At 71.7% G+C, this 18,114-nt stretch carries 20 protein-coding genes and 1 tRNA gene; 9 read left to right on the forward strand and 12 right to left on the reverse strand.

All coding sequences use genetic code 11. The annotated features are described in order from the left end of the window. Window positions 1–5 precede the first annotated feature (5 nt). Complete coding sequence (locus tag AA0Z99_RS08840; protein WP_413316731.1) at window positions 6–467, forward strand: hypothetical protein; 462 nt, start codon at window positions 6–8, stop codon at window positions 465–467. Window positions 468–474: 7 nt separating this feature from the next. Here AA0Z99_RS08840 and AA0Z99_RS08845 read toward each other — a convergent pair whose 3' ends face one another. Together AA0Z99_RS08845 and AA0Z99_RS08850 are read right to left on the reverse strand one after the other, a co-directional pair. Then, window positions 475–1,161, reverse strand: a complete 687-nt coding sequence (locus tag AA0Z99_RS08845; protein ID WP_413316732.1) for a response regulator — start codon at window positions 1,159–1,161, stop codon at window positions 475–477. Further along, a complete protein-coding gene (locus AA0Z99_RS08850; RefSeq protein ID WP_413316733.1) occupies window positions 1,158–2,306 on the reverse strand; it encodes a sensor histidine kinase in 1,149 nt (382 codons plus the stop codon). The genes AA0Z99_RS08845 and AA0Z99_RS08850 overlap by 4 nt, the downstream gene beginning before the upstream one ends. Window positions 2,307–2,470: 164 nt before the next feature. Here AA0Z99_RS08850 and phoU point away from each other — a divergent pair, with 164 nt between their 5' ends. Next, window positions 2,471–3,166: a phosphate signaling complex protein PhoU gene (gene phoU / locus AA0Z99_RS08855; RefSeq protein WP_413316734.1), complete on the forward strand. Its 696-nt coding sequence runs from the start codon at window positions 2,471–2,473 to the stop codon at window positions 3,164–3,166. 74 nt (window positions 3,167–3,240) lie between these two features. Here phoU and AA0Z99_RS08860 read toward each other — a convergent pair whose 3' ends face one another. Next, window positions 3,241–3,987: a phosphoglyceromutase gene (locus AA0Z99_RS08860; RefSeq protein ID WP_413316735.1), complete on the reverse strand. Its 747-nt coding sequence runs from the start codon at window positions 3,985–3,987 to the stop codon at window positions 3,241–3,243. 92 nt (window positions 3,988–4,079) lie between these two features. On the opposite strand from AA0Z99_RS08860, the gene AA0Z99_RS08865 reads away from it, so the two are divergent. Then, window positions 4,080–4,940, forward strand: a complete 861-nt coding sequence (locus tag AA0Z99_RS08865; RefSeq protein ID WP_413320817.1) for a class I SAM-dependent methyltransferase — start codon at window positions 4,080–4,082, stop codon at window positions 4,938–4,940. A 200-nt stretch (window positions 4,941–5,140) separates the two neighbouring features. Here AA0Z99_RS08865 and AA0Z99_RS08870 read toward each other — a convergent pair whose 3' ends face one another. The 4 genes from AA0Z99_RS08870 to AA0Z99_RS08885 form a co-directional block, all read right to left on the reverse strand. Next, window positions 5,141–6,199, reverse strand: coding sequence for a YgfZ/GcvT domain-containing protein (locus AA0Z99_RS08870; RefSeq protein ID WP_413316736.1), 1,059 nt, complete (start codon window positions 6,197–6,199; stop codon window positions 5,141–5,143). Further along, window positions 6,196–6,813, reverse strand: coding sequence for an FABP family protein (locus tag AA0Z99_RS08875; RefSeq protein WP_413316737.1), 618 nt, complete (start codon window positions 6,811–6,813; stop codon window positions 6,196–6,198). Before AA0Z99_RS08875 ends, AA0Z99_RS08870 begins: the two co-directional genes overlap by 4 nt. A gap of 3 nt (window positions 6,814–6,816) precedes the next feature. Then, window positions 6,817–6,939, reverse strand: coding sequence for a hypothetical protein (locus AA0Z99_RS08880; protein WP_413320902.1), 123 nt, complete (start codon window positions 6,937–6,939; stop codon window positions 6,817–6,819). 61 nt (window positions 6,940–7,000) lie between these two features. Next, window positions 7,001–7,321 carry a hypothetical protein gene (locus tag AA0Z99_RS08885; RefSeq protein WP_413316738.1) on the reverse strand — a complete coding sequence of 107 codons (321 nt, stop codon included), beginning with the start codon at window positions 7,319–7,321 and terminating at the stop codon, window positions 7,001–7,003. A 138-nt stretch (window positions 7,322–7,459) separates the two neighbouring features. Here AA0Z99_RS08885 and AA0Z99_RS08890 point away from each other — a divergent pair, with 138 nt between their 5' ends. The 4 genes from AA0Z99_RS08890 (at window position 7,460) to AA0Z99_RS08905 (ending at window position 12,245) form a co-directional block, all read left to right on the forward strand. Beyond that, a complete protein-coding gene (locus AA0Z99_RS08890; RefSeq protein WP_413316739.1) occupies window positions 7,460–8,104 on the forward strand; it encodes a winged helix-turn-helix domain-containing protein in 645 nt (214 codons plus the stop codon). Beyond that, on the forward strand, window positions 8,104–8,952 hold the full coding sequence (gene mshD / locus AA0Z99_RS08895; protein ID WP_413316740.1) for a mycothiol synthase: 849 nt from the start codon (window positions 8,104–8,106) through the stop codon (window positions 8,950–8,952). Before AA0Z99_RS08890 ends, mshD begins: the two co-directional genes overlap by 1 nt. A 72-nt stretch (window positions 8,953–9,024) precedes the next feature. Continuing rightward, window positions 9,025–11,280 (forward strand): RNA degradosome polyphosphate kinase, encoded by a 2,256-nt coding sequence (locus tag AA0Z99_RS08900; RefSeq protein WP_413320819.1) that lies wholly within the window; start codon window positions 9,025–9,027, stop codon window positions 11,278–11,280. Further along, window positions 11,277–12,245, forward strand: coding sequence for an NUDIX hydrolase (locus tag AA0Z99_RS08905; RefSeq protein ID WP_413316741.1), 969 nt, complete (start codon window positions 11,277–11,279; stop codon window positions 12,243–12,245). Before AA0Z99_RS08900 ends, AA0Z99_RS08905 begins: the two co-directional genes overlap by 4 nt. 58 nt (window positions 12,246–12,303) lie before the next feature. Here AA0Z99_RS08905 and pstB read toward each other — a convergent pair whose 3' ends face one another. The 5 genes from pstB to AA0Z99_RS08930 form a co-directional block, all read right to left on the reverse strand. Beyond that, window positions 12,304–13,083 (reverse strand): phosphate ABC transporter ATP-binding protein PstB, encoded by a 780-nt coding sequence (gene pstB / locus AA0Z99_RS08910; RefSeq protein ID WP_413316742.1) that lies wholly within the window; start codon window positions 13,081–13,083, stop codon window positions 12,304–12,306. A gap of 7 nt (window positions 13,084–13,090) precedes the next feature. Continuing rightward, window positions 13,091–14,173 carry a phosphate ABC transporter permease PstA gene (pstA, locus tag AA0Z99_RS08915; protein ID WP_413316743.1) on the reverse strand — a complete coding sequence of 361 codons (1,083 nt, stop codon included), beginning with the start codon at window positions 14,171–14,173 and terminating at the stop codon, window positions 13,091–13,093. A 3-nt stretch (window positions 14,174–14,176) separates the two neighbouring features. Beyond that, entirely contained in the window at window positions 14,177–15,115 is a 939-nt protein-coding gene (gene pstC, locus AA0Z99_RS08920; protein WP_413316744.1) for a phosphate ABC transporter permease subunit PstC, read from the reverse strand. 111 nt (window positions 15,116–15,226) lie between these two features. After that, window positions 15,227–16,345: a phosphate ABC transporter substrate-binding protein PstS gene (locus AA0Z99_RS08925; protein WP_413316745.1), complete on the reverse strand. Its 1,119-nt coding sequence runs from the start codon at window positions 16,343–16,345 to the stop codon at window positions 15,227–15,229. A gap of 474 nt (window positions 16,346–16,819) precedes the next feature. Next, window positions 16,820–17,449: a DNA-directed RNA polymerase subunit beta gene (locus AA0Z99_RS08930; protein ID WP_413316746.1), complete on the reverse strand. Its 630-nt coding sequence runs from the start codon at window positions 17,447–17,449 to the stop codon at window positions 16,820–16,822. 89 nt (window positions 17,450–17,538) lie between these two features. On the opposite strand from AA0Z99_RS08930, the gene AA0Z99_RS08935 reads away from it, so the two are divergent. After that, window positions 17,539–17,614, forward strand: a tRNA-Lys gene (locus AA0Z99_RS08935). 57 nt (window positions 17,615–17,671) lie between these two features. Beyond that, entirely contained in the window at window positions 17,672–18,091 is a 420-nt protein-coding gene (locus tag AA0Z99_RS08940) for a hypothetical protein (protein WP_413316747.1), read from the forward strand. The last annotated feature ends 23 nt before the right edge of the window (window positions 18,092–18,114 follow it).

The raw sequence follows: 18,114 nt of genomic DNA on the forward strand, positions 1-18,114 counted from the left end.
TCCCCGTGCAGCACCGCATCGCCGCCGCAGCAGTCGCAGCCGTCGTCGTCGCCCTCGCAGCGACCGGCTGCAACCTCATCACGCCGCAGGCGACCACGATCGAGTACGACCCCTCCGACGGCGTCTCCGGCAGCACGGGCACGGTCCTGATCCACAACGCCATGCTGATCGGCGAGCCCGACGGAGACGAGCTGAACCTCTCGACGACGTTCACGAACTCGGGCGAGGCGACGTTCGTCGAGGTGCGCTTCGAGGACGCGGTCGAGCAGGTGCGCGTGCCGGAGGGCGTGACGACGTACGGCTTCCCTGAGCAGCAGCTCCTGCTGCCCGCGCCGAGCGAGCTGACCTTCGGCTCGCTCCACAACGTGTCCTTCACCGCTGACGGCGCCGAGCCCGTGGGGCTCGAGGTGCCCTCGATCTCGACCGAGGTCGTCGGCTACGAGACGCTCGCGCCCGTCGCCGACTGACCGGCGCTCAGCGCTCGAAGCGGTAGCCCAGACCGCGCAGCGTCACCACGCGCGTCGGGTTCGAGGGGTCCTCCTCGATCTTCGCCCGCAGGCGCTTGACGTGCACGTCCAGCGTCTTCGTGTCGCCGAAGTAGTCGCTGCCCCAGACGCGGTCGATCAGCTGCCCGCGCGTGAGCACGCGGCCGGCGTTGCGCATCAGGTACTCGAGCAGCTCGAACTCGCGCAGCGGCATCGCCACCTCGTCGCCGTCGACGTGCACGGTGTGGCTGTCGGCGTCGAGGCGCACGCGGCCGATCTCGACCACCGCGTCGTCGTCGTCCTCCTCCTCCACCGCGCGGCGTCGCAGCACGGCACGGATGCGCGCCACCAGCTCGCGGGTCGAGTAGGGCTTGGTCACGTAGTCGTCGGCGCCCAGCTCGAGCCCGACGATCGTGTCGACCTCGCTGTCCTTCGCGGTCACCATGATGATCGGCACCTGCGAGCTCTGGCGGATGTGCCGGCACACCTCGGTGCCGCTGCGCCCCGGCAGCATGAGGTCGAGCAGCACGAGGTCGGCGCCCTGCTGCTCGAACATCTGCACCGCCGCGTTGCCGTCGGGCGCGTGCGCCGTCTCATAGCCCTCGCGCTCGAGCAGGTAGGCGAGCGGCTCGGCGAGCGCCGTCTCGTCCTCGACGATCAGGATTCGCGTCGTCATGCAGTCTCCTCGTGGACAGGGGCGTGGGCGGCAGGCAGCCGCAGGGTGAACGTCGAGCCCTGACCGGGGCGCGACCACAGCGTGACCTCGCCGCCGTGGCTGACGGCGACGTGCTTCACGATACTGAGGCCGAGGCCCGTGCCGCCCGTCACGCGACTGCGCGCCGGGTCGATCCGGTAGAAGCGCTCGAAGACGCGCTCCTGCTCCTCGGCGGCGATGCCGACGCCCTTGTCGGTCACGGCGATCTCGATCACGTCGTCGACGACGCGCACGCCGACGCCGACGTGCGTGGCCTCCGGCGAGTACTGCACGGCGTTCGAGATCAGGTTCTGCACGGCCATCGTGACGAGCTCCTCCGAGCCGATCATGTCGGCCTCGTCGAGCACGCGGGGCATGATGCGGATGCGCTTGGCGTCGGCGAGCACGCGGTTGCGGTCGACCGCGACGTCGACGAGCCGCGACACGGGGAAGCGCTCCGCCTCGTCCAGCGGATCGTCGGCCTGGATGCGCGAGAGGTCGATGAGCTCCTTCGTCATGCGACCCAAGCGGTCGGCCTCGACCTGCATGCGCTGCGAGAAGGCGCGCACCCGCTCCGGATCCTCCGCCGCGGCCTCGATCGCCTCCGCCAGCAGCGTGAGCGCACCGATCGGCGTCTTCAGCTCGTGGCTGATGTTGGCGACGAAGTCGCGCCGCACGCCCGCGAGCCGCAGCTCCTCGGTGCGGTCGGCGACGAGCACGAGCATGAAGCGGTTGCCGAGCGGGGCCACCCGCGCCCGCAGCTGCATCTCGGTGCCGATGCCGATCCGGCCGCGACGGTAGGCGAGGTCGAGCACCTCCGACTCACCGGTGCGCCAGACGCGACGCACCGCGTCCGCCATCTCCCGCATCCGCAGCTCGCGCCCGTCGACGAGGTCGAGGGCATCGGCGCCGGGCGAGGAGAGGATCACCTGGTTCGAGCCGTCGAGCACGATGCCCGCCGACTCGAGCACGTTGACCATCGCGACGATGCCGTCGGGGATCGGCTCGCTCGCGATCGCCATCACCTGGCGCCCTCGCTGCGCGGCGAGCCCCAGCAGATGCACGGAGCCGGCACCGAACGCGAAGCCGAGCAGGAGTGCGAGCAGCACGTACCAGGACGCATCCACGCCTCGATCGTATCCGGGCGCCGGAGGCCGCACCTCCGATCTGCGCGACCGCCCCCGCAGGTTCAGGCGATGGACACCCGGCGGTAACCTGGCGGAGGGAGACTCGGAGTTCGACTCGTACCCCATCCCCCGATGCACCGAGGCACACCACAAGGAGCAGAAGCATGCGCGACGTATTCCAGCAGGAGCTCGCCGAGGTGCAGGACCGCCTCGTCGACATCGCCAACCACGTGGTGGTGTCGATCGAGTCCGCGGTGCGCGCGTTCGGCGACTCGAACGTGCAGCTCGCCGAGCAGGTCATCGCGACCGACCCGGTGATCGACGACAAGGCCTCGTCGCTCGACGAGCTCGCGATCGACATCATCGCTCGCCAGTCGCCCGTCGCCCGCGACCTGCGCATCGTCGTGTCGGCGCTGCGCATCTCGGCGTCGCTCGAGCGCATGGGCGACCTCGCCCGGCACATCGCGATGCTCGCGCGCTACCGCTTCCCGATGCAGGTCGTGCCCGAGTCGCTGCAGCCGACCTTCGCCGAGATGGGCGCGCAGGACATCGAGATCGCCAAGATGCTGCGCGACCTGCTGGAGACGCAGGACCTCTCGCTCGCCGAGCGCCTCCTGCAGGCCGACGAGGCGGTCGACAAGCTGCACCGGGACGTCTTCTCGCACGTGCTGGGCACCGAGTGGGAGGGCGCGGCGCACACCACCGTCGACGCCACGCTCGCCAGCCGCTACCACGAGCGCTTCGCCGACCACGCGGTCGGCATCGCCAAGAAGGTGCAGTACCTCGCGACCGGCGACTGGGTCGGCGACGAGGATGCGCGGGCAGAGCTGGCGAAGGAGCCGGTGCAGCCGGGCGAGTGAGCCGCCGGCCGCACGGCCGATGACGAGGGCCCCGCAGCGCTGCGCTGCGGGGCCCTCGTCTCACTGCAGCGGGGTCAGTGCTTGCCCTGGTTCGCGACAGCGGCGGCGCCTGCGGCGGCGGCCTCGGGGTCGAGGTACTCCCCCGGGCCGAGCGGCATGTTGTCGTCGCCCAGCCGGTAGACCAGCGGGATGCCGGTGGGGATGTTGAGCGCGGCGATGTCGTCGTCGGAGATGCCGTCGAGGTGCTTCACGAGCGCGCGCAGCGAGTTGCCGTGCGCGGTGACGAGCACGGTCTTCCCAGCATCCAGATCCTTCGTGATCGTCGACTCCCAGTAGGGCAGGAAGCGGTCGATGACGTCCTTCAGGCACTCGGTCTTCGGCACCTCGCCGTCGATGTCGGCGTAGCGCGGGTCGTCGGCCTGCGAGTACTCGTTGTCGTCGCTGATGGGCGGCGGGGGCGTGTCGAACGACCGGCGCCAGATCATGAACCGCTCCTCGCCGTACTCCGCGAGGGTCTCTGCCTTGTCCTTGCCCTGCAGGTCGCCGTAGTGGCGCTCGTTGAGCCGCCACGAGCGGTGCACCGGGATCCACGAGCGCTCGGCCGCGTCGAGCGCGATGTTCGCGGTCTGGATCGCGCGCGCGAGCAGCGAGGTGTAGAGCACGTCGGGCAGCAGGTCGCGCTCGCGCAGCAGCTCGCCGCCGCGCTTCGCCTCCGCTTGGCCCTGCTGGGTGAGGTGGACGTCGACCCAACCGGTGAACAGGTTCTTCTCGTTCCAGTCGGACTGGCCGTGGCGGAGCAGGATGAGGGTGCGCTCGGTCATGCGGCCAGCCTAACCAATGACGGGCTCGCCGAACCGGGCGACGAGGTGCCACACGCATGGCTCGTGCGCGCCGCGCCACCCCGCACCGGAGAATGGGAGCCGTGGCGAAGCACCTGGGGCGCATCACGCGCGGCACGACCGGCGTGAACCGGTTGCGTCGCGTCGACCGCTGGATCGCCGCGCAGCCCGCGGCGCGCGTGCCAGGCTGCCTCGTCGTCGACCTCGGCTACGGCGCGAGCGCAACGACGAGCCTCGAGCTGCACGAGCGGCTCTCGCGCGCGAACCCCGCCGTCGAGGTGCTCGGGCTCGAGATCGATCCGGCTCGTGTCGCGCTCGCGACGGCCGAGCTCGCCGAGGCGCGCCTTGCCGGGCCGACGCGCTACGGGCGGGCCATCGCATCCGACGCCCGAGTCTCGTTCGCCCTCGGTGGCTTCGAGGTGGCGGCGCCGCGACGGCCGCAGGTCATCAGGGCGATGAACGTGCTGCGGCAGTACGACGAGCACGAGGTCGCGGGGCACTGGGCGGCGATGCTCGGGCGGCTGGCCCCTGGGGGGCTGCTCGTGGAGGGCACGTCGAACGAGGTGGGGCGCGTGTGCTCGTGGGTGGCGCTCGACGCTGGGGGCCCGCGGTCGTTGACGATCGCGCTGAAGGTCGACGAGCTGGGCAGCGGCGCGATGGAAGCGCCGTCGGTCGTGCGCGAGCGGCTGCCGAAGGCACTGATCCACCGCAACGTGCCGGGCGAGCGCGTCCACGCGCTGCTCGCGGAGCTGGACCGGGCGTGGGCGGTCGAGGCGCCGCTGGCCGACTTCGGCGCGGTGCAGCGCTGGGTGGCGACGGTGGGGCGGATGCGCGCGGCGGGTTGGCCGGTCACCGGCGGCCCCGCGCGGTGGCGCTTGGGCGAGCTGACGGTCGCGTGGTCGGCGGTCGCTCCCGCGCCCGCCCCCGCAGGGTGAGGAGGGCGCGGGCCGCAGCACCCCGCAGGTGGAGGAGGCCGCGGGCCGCAGGCCGGCAGCCGTCACGAAACCGCAGGGGACCCACGCGAGTACGACCTCATGGCCTGCACTGGCTCCGCACGCGCGCTCCTCGACCTACGGAGGTGAGGGCGGAGCCCTCGCGTCGGGCTACGGGGTGGGGGCCGAGCCCGCGCGTCGGGCTACGGGGTGGGGGCGGGTCGCGTGACGGCGCCGAGGCGGGGCAGGCGGGGCGGGCGGTGCGCGTGGCCGGCGGACGGCGGCACGAGCAGCTGCTGCGCCGCGGCGACCGCGATGCCGTCAGCCGCAGTGACGACCAGGTCGCCATCGGCCGGAGCCGAGCGCTTGACGACCGCGAGGGCGATGGGGCCCAGCTCGTGGTGCACGGCGGAGGAGGTCACGTGCCCGACCACCTGTTCGCCCGCGAGCACCGCATCGCCGGCCGCGGCCTGGCCGTTCTCGCTGCCGTCGAGGTGCAGGAGCACGATGCGACGGGGCGGAGCGCCCAGGTTGTGCACCTTCGCGACCGTCTCCTGCCCGCGGTAGCAGCCCTTCGCGAGGTGCACGGCGGTCGTCAGCCAGTCGAGCTCGTGCGGGATCGTGCGGTCATCGACCTCGGCGAGCGAGGGCCGACCGGCCGCGATGCGCAGCGCATCCGCCGCCAGGCTGCCGACGAAGCGCTCGGGCGCGAGCGTCGCCGCCTGCTCGGGCGCGAGGATCGCCTCCGACCACGCCCACGGCTCCCCCGTCGGCTCGCCGTAGCGCACGCCCCCGGGCGCGATCTCCGGCCAGCCGTCGACCCAGGTCGGCCCGAGCGGGGCGACGCCGGCGGTGCCGACGACGACCACCTCTGGCCGCTCGATCTCGACCTGCTTGTAGAAGCGCATCCGCGTCAGCCACGCCTCGAGCGCGTCGCCCGTGCCCGCATCGACGAGCACCCAGAGCGCGTCGCCCTCGCGCAGCAGGCGCAGCACGTGCTCGATGCGGCCCACCGGGGACAGCACGAGCGTCTCGGTGGAGGCGCCGTCGTCGAGCTGCTCGATGGCCTGGCTCGTGATCGAGTCGAGCCACGGCAGCGTGTCTGGCCCGGTCAGCCGCAGCACGTCGCGCGGCAGCAGCACCAGGCCCCCGGCCACCAGGCGGCGCTGCTCGGCGACGGGATTGCCGACGTGCAGCGGCAGACCGGTCACCTCGTCGAGCACCGCGTTCGGGATCGTCGACGCGAGCGCAGCCGCCGTCACGTCGCGCTCGCCTCGCTGCGCGTCTGGCGCGCCAGCCGGGCAGAGGCGTGGCTCTCGAGCCCGCGCCCGAGGGCGGCGAGATCCCACGCCCAGAGCAGGTGGTTCTCGACCAGGCCGTACATGCGGGTGGAGGCGCTGTGCTCCTTCGCGCCCGCGCCGCGCAGCACGGCATCGGTCGCGAGCTCGATGCGCGGGCCGGTGATCGTGCCGAGGTAGAGCTCGGCGACGCCCGTGGGGTGCGAGATGAGCGCCTGCAGGTCGAAGCCGCCGTCAGCCCGCCGCAGACCCTCCACCGCCTCGGCATCGCCGAAGGCCGGTGCCTCCCGCGCCGGCAGCATGCCCGGCCCGGCGTCGGCCTCGTGCGAGGGGCGCGCGAGGCGCCAGAAGCCGCTCTCGGCCGCCAGCGGGGTCAGCTCGTCGTCGAGCTGCCACGCGTAGGCCTGGTAGCTGAGGTACGGGTGCCCGTGATGCTCGAACGAGATGCGCTGGCCGAACTCCCGCTCGACGGTGCCGGCGCCGACGGGGAAGGAGAGCACGCCGGTGCCCTCCCACGTGCCGACGAGCCACTGGAGCGGCCCCAGCTCTGCCGGGAGCGTCGGGTCGAGCTCGAGCATCGCTTAGCGCTGGCCCCGGAAGAGGTTGCGGATCACGACGTACGAGGTGCCGAGGATCGCGAGCATCGCGAGGCCGAGCAGACCGGTGAAGAAGATCTCGAGGGCGACGACGGGGATGGCATCCATGGCACGATCCTACCGCCTCGCCCTCGCCGCCGCCCGGGCGCCGAGCTGCGCGATCCGCGCGTCAGAGCACCGTCAGCGGCACGAGGATGGCGCTGGCGACCGCGAGCACCACGACCGAGCCGAAGATGGCGGAGGCGAGCCGCCCCACGAGGCCCGGCACCGTGGGCCCGCCGAGCTGGATCCCGAAGGCGACCAGCGTGCACGCGCCCAGCACGATCGGCAGCCAGACGATGCCGTCGCTCGGCTGCAGCACGCCCACCACGGCGGCGCCGATGGCGGCGAGTAGCCAGACCGGCCACACGCTCGCCCACTGCCACGACAGCACGCCGCCGGCCCCGCCGGCAGCACGACCGTCGTCGGTCGCGGCGACGCCGTCGCTCACGGCCGGCCTCGAGTGCTCATGGCCACCATCATGGCGCACGTGCGACGAGCGCGCCCCGGGGTGTCGGATGCGTGGCCGAGAGTGCGCACCGGTCGCGGTGGGTATCAGACCGGCTTAGGATCGACACCGGGAGGTTGGATGGCGCACGTCGTGGTCTTCACCCGCCGAGCCGAGGACGTGCTGCCCAGCCTGGAGCTCCTCGAGCACCGCGTGAGCACACTGCCGGTCTCGGCGGAGGCTGCCGCGCGCGCTCCCGAGGGCGACCTGCTCGTCGTCGACGGTGCGGTCGAGCTCGCCGCCGCGAAGGCGCTCTGCCGCCTGCTCGAGCACGATCCCGCCCCGGTGCTGCTGGTCCTGAGCGACGGAGGCTTCGCCGCCGTCACCGCCGAGTGGTCGGTCGCCGACATCGTGCTCGACTCCGCCGGGCCCGCGGAGCTCGAGGCGCGCATCCGCCTCGCCCTCGCCGCCGCCGCGCGCACGGCAGAGCCCGTCTCGACCAGCGGCCTCACGATCGACGAGGCCAGCTACCAGGCGAAGGTCGACGGGAAGCCGATCGACCTGACCTACAAGGAGTTCGAGCTGCTGCGGTTCCTCTCGGCGCACCCGGCCAGGGTGTTCACCCGCGAGCAGCTGCTGAGCGAGGTGTGGGGCTACGACTACTTCGGCGGCACGCGCACGGTCGACGTGCACGTGCGGCGCCTGCGGGCCAAGCTCGGCGACCTCGAGCGGCTGATCGGCACGGTGCGGGGCGTCGGCTACCGCTTCGAGCGGGAGGACGACTGATGGAGGCCGCGCACGCGATCGCGCTCGCCGAGGCGCTGGGAGCCGCGAGCCTCGCCGCAGACGGCGTGCCGCCCTTCAACGACCAGGCGCTCGTCGAGCTGCGACGCGGCGAGCGGCGGGCGATCGGCGACGCGGACGCGCTCGCGATCGTGAGCGACGCCGAGCACGAGGTCGAGCTGGCCGTGCACCCCGATCGGCGACGCCGCGGCCTCGGCGGAGCACTCGCAGCGCGCGTCGCCGACGAGCTCGGCGAGCTCGACGCCTGGGCGCACGGCGACCTGCCCGGATCGCGGGCGATCGCCGAGCGGCTCGGCATGCGACGGGTGCGCACGCTGCTGCAGCTGCGCGCTCCGGTGCCGGCCGCGACCGACCCGGCCGACGGGCTGCCCGACGGGACCCGCGCGTTCGAGCAGGCCGACGCATCCGCGCTGCTCGCCCTGAACGCCGCAGCCTTCGCCTCGCACCCCGAGCAGGGGCGCATGAGCGCCGACGACCTCGCCTCGCGCATGGCCGAGCCCTGGCACGACGACGCCAACCTCGTGGTCGCGCCGGGCCAGCGCGGGCTCGATGCCTTCACCTGGGTGAAGCCGGCGACCGGCGGCGGCGAGGCCGACGTCGCCGAGCTCTACGTGCTCGGGGTCTCGCCCGACCGGCAGGGCGCGGGCCTGGGTCGCCGGATGCTCGAGGCGACCTTCGTGCGGATGCGGGCGGTGGGCGCGACCACCGCGCACCTGTACGTCGAGGGCGACAACGAGGCTGCGCTCGCGCTCTACCGCCGCGCCGGCTTCGAGCAGTGGGCGATCGACGTGCGATGGCGGCGCGCAGCGCCGGGCAGCGACCCGCGATGACGTCGCGCGCCGTTCACCCGCAGTTGACACAATGACGGCATGACCGACGGCACTGCGAGCGACGCTCGCGCGATGGACACCGCTGCGAGCGGCGCTGGCTCGACCGAGGAGACCCGCCTCGAGCGCACCGCGCGCACGCTCGAGGAGGAGCGCACCTTCCACGACGCCAACGAGGCCGACTTCGATCGCGACGACTTCGACGAGGAGGTCGCCTGGTCGGCGGAGATGCAGGGCGTCGAGACCGAGGACGGCCTGCCCGCCGACCGGTTCCTCGACCGCGAGCTCTCCTGGCTCGAGTTCAACCAGCGCGTGCTCGAGATGGCGGAGGACCCCTCGACGCCGCTGCTCGAGCGCGCCAACTTCCTGGCGATCTTCGCCTCCAACCTCGACGAGTTCTTCATGGTGCGCGTCGCAGGGCTCAAGCGCCGCATCGCCACCGGGCTCGCCGTGCCCACCAACGTCGGCATGGCGCCGCAGCAGCTGCTCGACGAGGTGGTGCAGCGCGCCCACGGCCTGCAGCTGCGGCACGCCCGCTGCACGGAGGAGTCGTTCCGCCCGGCGCTGCACGAGGCGGGCATCACCGTCGTGCGCTGGGACGAGCTGAGCGACAGCGAGCGCGAGACGATGTCGCAGCGCTTCGACGACGACATCTTCCCCGTGCTGATGCCGCTCGCGGTCGACCCAGCGCATCCCTTCCCCTACATCTCGGGCCTCTCGCTGAACCTCGCGGTGCGCGTGCGCGTGCCCGGGGAGGACGACGAGCAGTTCGCGCGCCTGAAGGTGCCGGCGGTGCTGCCGCGCTTCGTCGAGGTCGCACGCAACGGCACCTCGCAGCGCTTCCTCCCGCTCGAGGAGCTCATCTCGAACAACCTCGACGAGGTGTTCTCGGGCATGGAGATCGTCGAGCACCACGTCTTCCGCGTCACGCGCAACGAGGATGTGACGATCGACGAGGACGACACCGAGAACCTCATCAAGGCGCTCGAGCACGAGCTCTCGCGCCGCAAGTTCGGCCCGCCCATCCGGCTCGAGGTGGCGGAGGACATCGACGACGACACGCTCGAGCTGCTCGTCGACGAGCTCGGCATCACCGACAACGAGGTGTACAAGCTGCCCGGGCTGCTGGATGCCACCGGGCTCTTCCAGCTCGCCGGCATCGACCGCCCCGACCTCCACTACACGAAGCGCGTGCCCGTCACCTCGCCCGCGTTCCTGCCCACGGATCAGGACGAGGAGACCGACTTCTTCCAGGCGATCACGCGCAAGGACGTGCTCGTGCACCACCCCTACGAGTCGTTCGCGACCAGTGTGCAGGCGCTGCTCGAGCAGGCCGCGAGCGACCCCGACGTGCTCGCGATCAAGCAGACGCTCTACCGCACCTCCGGCGACTCCCCCGTGGTCGCCGCGCTCATCCGCGCCGCCGCCGCCGGCAAGCAGGTGCTGGCCCTCGTGGAGGTGAAGGCCCGGTTCGACGAGCAGGCCAACATCCGCTGGGCGCGCCAGCTCGAGCGCGCGGGCGTGCACGTCGTGTACGGCATCGTCGGGCTGAAGACCCACTGCAAGCTGATGATGATCGTGCGGCGCGAGAACGGCCGCCTGCGGCACTACTGCCACATCGGCACCGGCAACTACAACCCGAAGACCAGCCGCATCTACGAGGACTTCGGCCTCTTCACCGACAACGACCAGGTCGGCCGCGACATCACGCGCCTGTTCAACGAGCTCTCCGGCTATGCCAAGGAGAAGTCGTTCCAGCGGCTGCTCGTCGCCCCCAGGCACCTGCGGAAGGGCCTGCTCGGCCGCATCGAGCGCGAGACGCGGGCCGCGCGCGCCGGTCGGCGCGCCCGCATCCGCCTCAAGGTGAACTCGATCGTCGACGAGCAGATCATCGATGCGCTCTACCGCGCGAGCCGCGCCGGCGTCGAGGTGCAGCTGTGGGTGCGCGGCATCTGCTCGATCAAGCCGGGCGTGCCCGGGCTGAGCGACAACATCGTGCTGCGCTCCATCGTGGGGCGCTACCTCGAGCACTCGCGGGTGTTCGCCTTCTGGAACGACGGCGACGAGGAGGTCTTCATCGGCTCGGCCGACATGATGCACCGCAACCTCGATCGCCGCGTCGAGACGCTCATCCAGCTCACCTCCTCCGAGCACATGCGCGACATCCAGCAGCACTTCGACACGGCGATGTCGCCGCGGACGGCAGGATGGTGGGGCGAGCCCGACGGCACCTGGACGCGCCGGTTCGAGGCGGAGGACGGCACGCCGCTCGACGACCTGCACCGCGACCGCATGATCCAGATCCAGCGTCGCAAGCGGTCGTCCCGATGAGCCCGGCGAGCCCGGGGCGCCCTGTGCTCGCCGCCGGAGCGCTGGTCTGGAGGCGCGTCGACGGCGAGGTGCTCGTGCTGCTCGTCGAGCGCACGCAGCACCGCGACCACTCGCTGCCGAAGGGCAAGCTCGACCCCGGCGAGACGCTCCCAGAGTGCGCCGTGCGCGAGATCGAGGAGGAGACGGGGCTGCGGATCGCGCTCGGCGCTCCCCTGCCCCAGAGCGAGTATCGGCTGCCCGACGGTCGAGACAAGGTCGTCTACTACTGGCAGGCCGCGGTCGACGAGGCGGAGGTCGAGGCGGCCGAGGCGCGCTTCGCGCCCAACGACGAGATCCTGGCGCTCGAGTGGCTGCCGCTGGCCGAGGCGAAGCGGCGCTGCTCCTACCGGCACGACGTGGTCGTGATCGAGCGCTTCGAGGAGCGGCTCGCTGCCGGGCACGCCGAGACCTTCCCGATCATCGCGCTGCGGCACGCGAAGGCGGCCAACCCCTTCGACTGGGAGGGCACGGACGCCTCGCGGAGGCTGACGCCGCGGGGCGAGCGCCAGGCGACGCAGGTCGCGCCGGGCATCGCCGCCTTCGCGCCGTCGCGCATCCTCACCTCCGACGCGACGCGCTGCCTGCAGACCGTCGAGCCGCTGCGCCGCCTCACGGGCATCGAGCCGAAGGCGCGCGCCGAGATCAGCCAGGATGCGCACGAGAGCGACCACGGCGGGCTGCGCGGCGCGATCGAGCGCCGGGTGGCCAAGGCCGTGCGCAAGCGCCGCGGCACGGTGCTGTGCAGCCACGCGCCCGTGATCCCGGAGATCGTCACCGCGGTGGTGCATGCGGCGGATGCGCTGGAGTCGGAGCGCACCCACCGTGCCTCTATGCTGCACACGGCCGAGTTCACGGTGCTGCACGTGTCAACGGGCGAGACCCCCGCGCTCGTCGGCCTCGAGACGCACGCGCCGCGCGAGCCGTAGCGGCGCACCCGCCGCGCGCGGCCCGAGCAGAGGAGACCGCCCGCCGGCGGCGACGAGATCAGCCGAAGCGGCCGGAGACGTAGTCCTCGGTGGCCTGCACCGTCGGGTTCGAGAAGATCTTCGCGGTCTCGTCGAACTCGATGAGCTTGCCGGGCTTGCCCGTGCCGGCGATGTTGAAGAACGCGGTCTTGTCGCTCACGCGGCTCGCCTGCTGCATGTTGTGGGTCACGATCACGATCGTGTACTCGGTCTTGAGCTCCTCGATGAGATCCTCGATCGCGAGCGTCGAGATCGGGTCGAGGGCCGAGCAGGGCTCGTCCATGAGCAGCACGTCGGGGCTGACGGCGATCGCGCGGGCGATGCAGAGCCGCTGCTGCTGGCCGCCCGAGAGCCCGGAGCCGGGCACGCCGAGGCGATCCTTGACCTCGTTCCAGAGGTTGGCGCCGCGCAGCGAGCGCTCGACCAGGTCGTCCTGATCGCTGCGCGACATGCGACGGTTGTTGAGCAGCACGCCCGCGAGCACGTTCTCGCGGATCGTCATCGTCGGGAACGGGTTCGGGCGCTGGAAGACCATGCCGATCTGGCGGCGCACGTTGACCGGGTCGACGCCCTGGCCGTACAGGTTGGCGCCGTCGAGCAGCACCTCGCCGTCGACCCACGCACCCGCGATGACCTCGTGCATGCGGTTGATCGATCGGAGCACCGTCGACTTGCCGCAGCCGGACGGGCCGATGAAGGCGGTGACGGCGCGGGGCTCGATGTCGACGGAGACTCCTTCGACCGCCTTGAAGCTGCCGTAGTAGATGTCGAGGTCGTTGATCTCGATGCGCTTGGACATGCTTGCGTTACCTTCCAGACTTCGGCGCGAAGAAGTGCGAGATGACGCGCGCGCCGATGTTGAGGATCATGACGATGAGGATGAGCACCAGGGCGGCCGACCACGCGCGGTCGAAGTAGGCCTGCTCCTGCACGCCCGGGCTGATGTACTGGTTGTAGGCGAAGACCGGCAGGGTCATCATGCGGCCGTCGAACACGTTGTAGTTCATGTTCGTCGTGAAGCCGGCGATGATGAGCAGCGGCGCCGTCTCGCCGATGACGCGGGCGATCGCGAGCGTGACGCCCGTGACGATGCCCGCGAGGGCCGTGGGCAGCACGACCTTCCAGATCGTGAGCCACTTGGGCACGCCGAGCGCGAGCGAGGCCTCGCGCAGGTCGTTCGGCACCAGCTTCAGCATCTCCTCCGTCGAGCGGACGACGGTGGGGATCATCAGCAGGCTGAGCGCCACGGCGCCGCCGAAGCCGCTGCGCACGCCCTCGCCGGCGAAGAGCGCGAAGAGCGCGTAGGCGAACAGGCCCGCCACGATCGAGGGGATGCCCGTCATGACGTCGACGAAGAAGGTGATCGCCTTCGCGAGCGCACCCCGGCCGTACTCCACGAGGTAGATGGCGGTGAAGATGCCGACCGGCACCGAGATGATCGCGGCCCAGAGCGTCACCAGCACGGTGCCGACGATGGCGTGCAGCACGCCGCCGCCCTCCCCGACGACGTTGCGCATCGTGTACGTGAAGAACTCGACGTCGAACCGCGCCAGGCCGTTGGCGACGACCGTGACGATGAGCGAGATCAGCGGCACGAGCGCGAGCAGGAAGGCGCCGATGACGAGGCCCGTCACGAAGCGGTCGGTGGCCTTGCGGCCGCCCTCGATGAGCTGGCTGACGACCGTCACGGCCACCAGGTAGAGCACGTAGCCCACGATCGCGACGATGACGACGCTGAAGGAGGAGCCGGATGCGCCGGCGATGAGGCCGGCGACCGCGGCGCCGACGGCGATGCAGACGCCGAGCAGCGCCCAGGGCGCCCACGCGGGCAGCTGGCCTGCGGTGAGGGGGTTCTGCGCCTGTCGCGCAGGGGCGATGGTGGTGGTCATGGCTCAGCGACCTCCGTCGACGGTCGTCTTGGCGATGATCAGGCGCGAGATGGCGTTCACGAGCAGCGTGATCGCGAACAGCACGAGGCCCGATCCGATCAGCATGTTGACGGTGATGCCGTGCGCCTCGGGGAAGCGGAGCGCGATGTTGGCAGCGATCGTCGAGGGGTTCTGCGAGCCGATCAGGACGAAGGTGATGGCGCCGGAGGACGCGAGGACCATCGCGACCGCCATCGTCTCGCCCAGGGCGCGCCCGAGACCGAGGATCGAGGAGGCGATGATGCCCGAGCGGCCGTGCGGGAGGACGGCCATGGTGATCATCTCCCAGCGCGTGGCGCCGAGGGCGAGCGCTGCTTCCTCGTTGAGGCGCGGCGTCTGCAGGAAGATCTCGCGGCAGAGCGCCGTGATGATCGGCAGCACCATGACGGCGAGCACGATCGACGCGGCGAGGATCGTGCGTCCCGTGCCGGAGGCGGGCGGGGAGAAGAGGGGGATCCAGCCGAGGTTCTGCCCGAGCCAGGCGAAGCCGGGCAGCAGGAAGGGCGCGAGGACCGTGATGCCCCACAGGCCGTAGATGACGGAGGGGATCGCGGCGAGCAGGTCCACGAGGTAGCCGAGGAACTGGGCCAGCCTGCGGGGCGCGAAGTGCGTGATGAACAGCGCGATAGAGACGGCGAGCGGCACGGCCATCACCATGGCGAGGAACGCCGACCAGAGCGTGCCGAACGTGAGCGGCCAGACCCAGCTCCAGAAGTTGGCGCCCTCCGACTCGGGGATCGGCCCGATGATCGCGGGAACGGCCTGTGCGACGAGGAAGATCGCCACGCCGCCCAGCGCCAGCAGGATCAGCACGCCCGCGGTGGTCGAGATCGCCTTGAAGACGATGTCGGCGGGTCTGTTCCTGACAGCGGCCTTCGGAGCGGCCGGTGCAGCGGTAGTCATGAGGCTCCCTGCGAAGTCGGAGGACCGGATGAATGGGTCCGGCCGGGGCGATGTGCTCGCCCCGGCCGGACGGTGCGCGCCGTCAGCGGCGCGCGTGGTTCGGAACCAGTATTACTGGATCGAGTCGACGACGCTGAGGATCTCCTCGCGCAGCTCGTCCGAGATGGGCGCGTTGCCCGCGTTCTCGGCACCGGCCATCTGGCCCTCCTCCGAGGCGACGTAGCTCAGGTAGCCCTTGACGAGCTCGGCCTGCGCCTCGTCCTGGTACTCGGTGCACGCGATCGCGTAGGAGATGAGGACGAGCGGGTAGACGCCGGCCTCGGTCGTGGTGCGGTCGAGGTCGACCGCGAGGTCACCCTCGTGACGGCCCTCGACACGCGGCGACGCGTCGACCGCGGCAGCAGCGGCGTCGGCCGTGAAGGGCACGTACTCCTCGCCGACCTGGAGGGCGACGGTGCCGAGCCCGCCGGCGCGCGAGGCGTCCGCGTAGCCGATGGTGTTCGTGCCGTTGGTGACCGCGTCGACGACACCCGAGGTGCCCTGCGCACCCTCGCCGCCGTACGAGGCCGGCCACGTCTCGAAGACGCCCTCGGTCCAGTCCGACTCAGCGGTCGCGGCCAGGTACTCGGTGAAGTTCTCGGTGGTGCCCGAGTCGTCCGAGCGGTGCACCGCGGTGATGTTGGCGTCCGGCAGCGTCGCGTCCGGGTTCTGGTCGGCGATCGCCGGGTCGTTCCAGTTCGTGATCTCGCCGGAGAAGATCTGGGCGATCGTCGCGGCGTCCATGTTGAGCGAGTCGACGCCCTCGACGTTGAAGATCACCGCGATGGGCGAGATGTAGATGGGCAGGTCGACCGGCAGCGTGTCGGCGACGCAGGCGCCGAACGAGCCCTCGAGCTCGTCGTCGCCCAGGTAGGCGTCCGAGCCTGCGAAGGCGACGCCGCCGGCGATGAACTGCTCGCGGCCAGCGCCCGAGCCAGCCGGGTCGTACGTGACGTTGACGTCTTCGTTCTGCATCTGGAAGCCGGCGATCCAGGCCTCCTGCGCAGCGCCCATCGACGACGCGCCAGCGCCGGCGAGGTCACCCGAGAGGGTGCTCTCGGGGGCAGTCGACTCGCCGCCGGTCTCGCCTGCGGGCTCAGTGGCGGCGGGCTCGTTGGCAGCGCAGGAGCTGAGCAGGAGTGCGCCTGCAGCAGCGACGACCGCAGCGCGGCCGAGCTTCGTGAACTTCACGGATGGTTCCCTTCGGAATGGTTCGGTGCAGGGCGCGTGAGCGGCCTGGGTTCGGCACGAACGAGCGCGCCGACGATCACGCTAGGGAAGCCGGGTGGCGGCGAGGCCCCGGAGAGGTGAACAGCGGGTGAACACGTCCGCAGCCTCTCGAGGGGCAGCGCCGGCCTCGCGGATCGAGGCACCGCGTGCGCAGCGCAGCAGCGTGCGAGTGCGCAGAGGCTCGAGCGCCGGGAGGTCGAGCGCGGGAGGGTCGAGCGCGCGGAGGCGCGAGCGAAGAGGCCTGGACATGCGAGTGCCGGGCCGCGAACGCCTCTCGGCGGAAGGCCGCTCGCAGCGGCGAATATTGGAGCCCGGGGTTACGCGGCCCGGCCCCACCAATGTACCGAGGCGACGACCGACACGCAGGCGGATGCGCTCACCGCGAACGCGGGATTGGGGCCGAGGGCGCGTGGCCCCTCGGGCGCCGCCGCCTGCTCAGTCGAGCGAGTCAGCCCGCCACATGCGAGCGCTCACCAGGAGGTCGCCCGCGATGTCGGTGAGCCGCGCAGCCACGCGGGTGCGCTCTCGCGCGCGCTCGGGATGCGTCGACTCGTCGGCGTGCGCCAGCTGCACCGCGCCGGCGGCCGTGACGGTCGCGAAGGCCGCGGCCCGCTCGAGCGCCATCGCGAAGTCGCCTGCGAAGACACCGCGCAGGATCGTCTCCGAGAGCGAGCGCAGCTCCTCGGGCGTGGCCGGGGCGGGCACCCCCGCGACGACCGGCGCGGCCGTGTGCAGCGCATCCGCCCCCGCTTGGTACAGGTGCGTCGTCTCGTCGGCGCGCTGCGTCACGAGGGCGTGCAGCAGGTGCACGCGCCAGAGCGTGCCCGGCAGCGAGTGCGGCCGCGCGTGCGACCAGAGCTCTGCGACCGTGTCGATGCCGTCCTCGCGCGCGACCTGCAGGATGCGCTCCACGACCTGCGGGTCGGCGCCTGAGCGCACGCGGGCGAGCAGCGCCTGCGCGGTCTCGCTCGCGAGCTGCAGCCGCACCACCGGATCGACGTCGCCCTCGACCCGCTCGAACCAGTCGTTGGAGAAGTGGGTAGGGCGGTGGAAGTCGTCAGCCATGGGGTGCAAGTCTCCCACGCGCGCACGATGCGGCGGTGGGCGCCGCGGACGGTGCCTGGCGGACGACGCCGCCGTTACGCTGGAGGCGCGGGCCTGTAGCTCAGTCGGTAGAGCGTCGGACTTTTAATCCGCTGGTCGTGGGTTCGAGCCCCACCGGGCCCACCACGAGAGCGTCGCCGCCGCGACTGCGTCGCCGATCGCCAGACTGGCACGATGGCTCGCATGGGCGAGAGATCCACCTCCACTGAGGGAGCGCGGGCGAGCATGGTCTGGGCCGCAGCATTCGCGGCCGAAGCAGCCGACCACGTCGCGCGCTCCACCTTCGCGAGCGACCTTCCGTTCTCGTTGGTCGGCACCCATGTCATCGACCACGAGGCGATCTTCGTCGGCAGGACCCAGCGCGGGGAGGTCTGCACGGGAGTCGCCGTGCAGACCGATCAGTACGCCGCGCTCTTCTCGTGGCACGTCGAGGCCGCCGCCGGAGCGTTCGTCGTCGAGCTCATGGAGCCGGGCTGGGCGAAGGGCGAGCCGCCGTCGCCAGCGGCGATCGCGTGGGCCGAGCAGCACATCCCGGGTATCTGGTGGATGGCGACCGCTCCACCTCCGCCGGAGGCGCTCGACCGTGTCACCGGCACAGCCTGACGCGGACCGCTGAACGGCGGGGT

Origin of the sequence: Agrococcus phoenicis (assembly GCF_047302415.1) — a bacterium.
Classification (GTDB): domain Bacteria; phylum Actinomycetota; class Actinomycetes; order Actinomycetales; family Microbacteriaceae; genus Agrococcus.